Below are 4,990 nucleotides of genomic sequence, written 5' to 3' on the forward strand. Positions count from 1 at the left end.
TTCCAGTCGCTCTTTCACCTGATCATCTCCGAATTGAGCGAGTAATTTACGTGCCTGAGTGCGCCCCACGCCGTGAAAGACGAGCTTTGATTCGAGCTCTGGTTCCTCTACCACGATTTCAATGTTCACTGGTTCCCGAGGTGTCTTTGAAAATTTCTGGAAGTGTATTTTCCACTTGCCCCGGGCAATCATTGTAAATCGATCTTCGACGGAACAGGGCATGATGATTTGAGCGGCCTCCAATTGTTCGATTGCCGGTTTAAGTTGCCGCTTGAGCTGTGCCATATCCTTGTAGGCCGTACGACTGAGTCCGATTTTGTTGTAAGCAAAATGTGCGAGGTCGAATTTCCAATACGTCCTCTGGAAGAATCTCTTGTCCAGGAAACGGTAGATGCGTCTCGCTGTTGGAGAATGGAGTTTTCTGTAAGTTTCCAAGTCCAGGGATTTTAGATTGCCCTGTTTGAAACTTTCGAAAATCTTCTCATTCCAAGTCACCGTCGAAGGTTCGCCGTTTTTGCCCCAGTTTACATTGTCCACCAAGTGGAATCCGCCACTTTTCCATGTGCCTGCGCCTTTGTCCCTCCAGGCATTATCATAGTAAAGCGAGACACCGAGCCACCGGTTTATCGATTCCTTTATGCGGTCGTAGTAGTATTCCTGGTTTGACCAGCCAAGCACCGCGATGATCTGGTGGCGGTTGAAAGTGACCACTCGTTCCATGAATCCCTGCATCCGACTTAGATTCAAGAGTCCAAGAATCACTTCATCGTCAAAGGAAGTCGGAAGTCCATATTCGTCCGATCCTGTGATGACGAGTTTCCTTGGAACGAGCTCTCCGGTTTTTGCGTCGGTGATTTCGTCCTCGTAGGTGATGGTCTTGATGTCCGAATTGAGACGGTTGGCAAGCGCGGCAATAGGGAACTCGGCTATGTTGAGTTCATCCTTTCCTTCGGTGAAAGCAACGAAACCAGGGAACAGCTTCAGTTGTTCTTCCACCGCCTCTTTCTTTTCGCTTACTTTTTCTTTTATCATTTTCAACTCCCTCAAAATCACAACAACACAGGCTGAGACTGTTGTTGTTTATTGTTTAAAGTACAAGTTTATAGTTTAGGGCTCCGAAACCATCTTAGTATCAACGATTTACAACGACTTTCCTGAGTAGATTATCGTAAAAACCTGAGTGAATTATCGTATGACCCTGAGTGAATTATCGTATGACCCTGAGTGAATTATCGTATGATCCTGAGTGAATTATCGTATGGAGGCAAGAAAAACCAGTATAAACCACCAAAAACAGACTTTTACCCTGAGTAAATTATCGTATAAGAACTTGGGATTTTACACCCATACGCATTCCTATCAGGAAACTCGGCCTGCTTTCGCTCAATCAGAATGGAGTTTTTAGAACCTCGGAAAGTGTAACACTCAAGCCATCACCCGACTCCAATCCTCAATCTCCACTCTGAACTGTGACGAACCTGAAGTGTTTCAGTATGATTTTCTCGCTCAAGAGACCGCGCATGAACGTGCTAACCACACGATTTACAAAACGCGGAACTAAGATACGAATCATTGGATCCGCAGAATGGCGAAAACTTAGAAAACTCTACGATGAGAGAACCCAGTCTAAATAATCTAAAGGTTGATGAAAAGGGGACCAAGGCGATTCGGAAAGCAATGTCCAAAACCTCGTCAGTAAAAATTACGGTCAATATTGATTCCGAAACACTTGATGAACTTCGCTCCCTGGCAAATGAAAATGAATACCCTATCAACGACTTTTGAATCAATCGCTCAAAGACGGTCTGAAAAATAAAACCAGCATCGAAAGGCGAGTTGCTGCGGTGGAGAAGCAGGTGAAAAAGCTCAAAACCGAAGTCGCATCGTAGTGTGTGTCATCCATCCATTCTTCTCTTGATGCGTCTCACCAAGTCCATGCTCTCATGCAGGACAGCAACGATTAAATGCGGCTTGTTTTCCCGGATGAGATGAAAGACGTAATGATGCTCGCAGCGAGAAACTTGCAAGACAGGAGAACGATTCAAGAAGGTCCGTGTTATTGCTTTTCCCTGTCCGATCCGTCTGAAATGTGCCGCCAGTTTTCCCTTGTAGCGGTAGGATTGATCGATGCCCCATCGATCAATCGTGTAGTCAAAAACTCCTTCCAGGTCGCTTTCGACTTCTGGGGCCAGTTCGTAATCAGCCATGCTGAGGCTCTATTCCTTTTTCCGCGCACACAGAATCAAAAATCTCATCCACCGTGCGCGAACTCACGCCTTGAGTTTCGGCTTGGCGAATGCGGGCCCGTAAAAACGTTTCCAGTTCTTCCAGGGCTTCTTCCTCGCTCTCTTCCGGTGCATCAAGGGCACTTTTCAGCATGTATTCTTTGAGCGTAACACCTTTCAAAGCGGCCAGGGCCTTGATGCGTTTGTGATCTTCTTCGCTTACATCAATCGAAATGCGGCTCATGGGCGTGACTCCGGTTTATTTTTCATTGTCTTTTTTTTTGCAGAATAACCACAAAAATGCAAGAATGATCAAATGTGGGTCGAAGTAGGATCAGGGGCAAGCCCTCTCGATTAAGCTCGACTTTCGCTTTGTGAAAGCGGGGTGTTTTCGGTCAGACACATCAAAAACAATGAACGATTCCAGCAACATTCGATATTTTGACGATGACGGGAACGAAATGAATCCCGACATTGTTTCAAAACCGTCTCTCTGCGTTTCGTGCGCAAAGGACGGAGATCCGAATGAAGAGATGCTCTGCAATCTCAACCGGTTTGACCAGCAGGGAGAATCGGATTTCAGATGCGGAGCATACGAGCTCGGGAAAAGGAATTGATTTTCGAATCACACGGGACATCGATCGACCATATTGCCCAGTTAAAGGCTGGACAGGCGTGATATTATTAAGCATGATAAAGGACGTTATCATACTTAACAATAACCTGACAGCAGGAACCCAAAATGACCGATGAACTGATCGTCCGGGAAAAATCCATCGAACTCGTCGCCGCATACGGATTCGACCTAGTGCCCGTCCCTGTTGCCGACGCCGGTGAAAAAGCCGCCTACCGCTTTCTGGAATTCTTTGCCGCCAGGATTCGCAACCGCCACACCCGCCGGGCTTATTTCCGCAACGCGGCGCATTTCTTCAGCTGGGCTGAATTCCGCCGCCTCGGACTGGCGGACATCACCTCCATGCACCTCGCTGCATATATCGAGGAAATCAGTCATGAATCGGCCGCTCCGTCGGTCAAACAGACGCTCGCAACCCTCCGGATGCTTTTCGACTGGCTGGTCATCGGTCAGATCGTTCCCGTCAATCCTGCGGCGGCCGTTCGCGGCCCCAAGCATGTTGTCAGGAAAGGAAAAACCCCGGTTCTGACCGAGGAGGAAGCCAAGGAGCTTTTCGAGAGTATTGATGTCTCCAGGTTGCCGGGGCTTCGGGACCGGGCTCTCATCGGAGCCATGGTCTACACCTTCGCCCGGGTCGATGCGGTTCTGTCCATGAAGGTTGAGGATTACTACGTTCAGGGCAAACGCTGGTGGCTGCGGCTTCATGAGAAAAACGCCAAGGTCGTTGAAATGCCTGCGCATCACAAGCTGGAGGAATTCATGGACGCCTACATCGAGGCCGCCGGGATGGTCGGCAGAAAGAACGCTCTTCTTTTTCAGACATTCCGAGGTCGTTCCACAGCTTTGACCGGCAGGCCGATGGCCCAGGCCGACGCCTGGCGGATGATCCGAAGACGTGCCCGGGAAGCCGGAATTGCCACGGCGATCGGAAGTCACTCGTTCCGGGCGACCGGAATTACCAACTACCTGAGCAACGGCGGAAAGCTCGAAACCGCTCAGCGGATGGCCGGGCACGAAAGCCCGAGAACTACCGGTCTTTACGACAGGCGCGACGACGATCTCACGCTGGACGAGATTGAGCGCATATCGATTTGATCTGTTGCATGATCTCCCTTCTCTGTCGATTTCAGTCGCATCCATTACGGCAGTGAGCGATTTCACATGAAACCCCACCCTATTGTCTGAATTGCAGTTTCTTCAAAGAACTCTGGCCTTCTATACGTGATACACGTATACTTGAGAAAAGCATGGAGTATGCAGACCGTTATCGAAACTCCGGAGTTTATTAAGCACGCAAAAAGGGCTGACGTCACCAATGAGGAATTGGAACATATGCGCGATTTCTTGGCGCGAACGCCAGATGCAGGAGACGACATATCTGGGACCGGTGGTGCAAGAAAGGTTCGCTTTTCCGGAAAGAGAAAGGGAAAAAGTGGTGGCTACCGCGTAATCACGTTTTTTAGCGGTATGGATATTCCCGTTTTCCTGCTCGACGTATACACCAAGGGAGAAAAGGTAACGCTGACTCACGCAGAGAAGAATGCCTTAAAGAAGCTTTTGGCTGGAATTGCCGAAGCGTATCGAAGGAGAAAAACATGACTGCTGGACAACGACTCATTAAAAGTGCGAAACAGGCTCTGGAATTTGCTGAAGGCAAAGCGGACCTTATGAATTACCGCATCCATATCCCAGACGATATTAACGTCAAAAAGATTCGTCAAAGTCTCAACATGAGCCAGAGCGAGTTTGCGAACCAGTTCGGCTTTAGCGTTCGAACCCTGCAAGAGTGGGAGCAAGGTCGAAGTGCCCCCCGGGGAGTGGCTAAGAACTTCCTTATCCTTCTTAACCGTGCCCCTCAATTGGTTCGTGAAACCTTGCTGATTGAGGCGTAAAGGGGTTTGAAGTCCAATAGTTCATAGGATTGGGACCGTGCCGCTGTATGGCCGTTGGTACGCTAAGGTAAATTAACCCGGTTTTACGTTCCGTTGCTCCCTAATGTCCCATTCTCCAAAACCGGAGCCGAACTGCTCTTTGAAGTTGTCAGTCGGGCCTACGAGCGGACCAGCGTAATGGTGACAACCAACCTGCCGTTCGAAAACTGGACCGAAGTGACCGGCAGTGAACGGTTGAC

At 49.0% G+C, this 4,990-nt stretch carries 8 protein-coding genes; 5 read left to right on the forward strand and 3 right to left on the reverse strand.

The window, feature by feature from the left end; translation table 11 throughout:
• From EYQ01_10415 to EYQ01_10425, 3 genes are all read right to left on the reverse strand, one after another.
• A partial coding sequence (locus EYQ01_10415) for a hypothetical protein (protein HIE66198.1) occupies positions 1-1,032 on the reverse strand: 1,032 nt, incomplete at its 3' end.
• A gap of 863 nt (positions 1,033-1,895) precedes the next feature.
• Entirely contained in the window at positions 1,896-2,207 is a 312-nt protein-coding gene (locus EYQ01_10420; GenBank protein HIE66199.1) for a type II toxin-antitoxin system RelE/ParE family toxin, read from the reverse strand.
• Positions 2,200-2,469: an antitoxin gene (locus EYQ01_10425; protein ID HIE66200.1), complete on the reverse strand. Its 270-nt coding sequence runs from the start codon at positions 2,467-2,469 to the stop codon at positions 2,200-2,202. The genes EYQ01_10420 and EYQ01_10425 overlap by 8 nt, the downstream gene beginning before the upstream one ends.
• Positions 2,470-2,638: 169 nt before the next feature.
• Between EYQ01_10425 and EYQ01_10430 the strand changes: the two genes are divergently transcribed.
• The 5 genes from EYQ01_10430 to EYQ01_10450 form a co-directional block, all read left to right on the forward strand.
• Complete coding sequence (locus EYQ01_10430; protein HIE66201.1) at positions 2,639-2,842, forward strand: hypothetical protein; 204 nt, start codon at positions 2,639-2,641, stop codon at positions 2,840-2,842.
• A 125-nt stretch (positions 2,843-2,967) separates the two neighbouring features.
• Complete coding sequence (locus tag EYQ01_10435) at positions 2,968-3,954, forward strand: integrase (GenBank protein HIE66202.1); 987 nt, start codon at positions 2,968-2,970, stop codon at positions 3,952-3,954.
• Positions 3,955-4,113: 159 nt separating this feature from the next.
• The gene (locus tag EYQ01_10440; protein ID HIE66203.1) at positions 4,114-4,458 is read left to right on the forward strand and encodes an addiction module toxin RelE; all 345 of its coding nucleotides are present in this window, start codon (positions 4,114-4,116) and stop codon (positions 4,456-4,458) included.
• Positions 4,455-4,751, forward strand: coding sequence for a helix-turn-helix domain-containing protein (locus EYQ01_10445; protein ID HIE66204.1), 297 nt, complete (start codon positions 4,455-4,457; stop codon positions 4,749-4,751). The genes EYQ01_10440 and EYQ01_10445 overlap by 4 nt, the downstream gene beginning before the upstream one ends.
• Positions 4,752-4,844: 93 nt before the next feature.
• The coding region (locus tag EYQ01_10450; GenBank protein HIE66205.1) for an ATP-binding protein at positions 4,845-4,990 on the forward strand (146 nt) is incomplete at its 3' end.

It is taken from the genome of Candidatus Manganitrophaceae bacterium (assembly GCA_012960925.1).
Classification (GTDB): domain Bacteria; phylum Nitrospirota; class Nitrospiria; order SBBL01; family JAADHI01; genus DUAG01.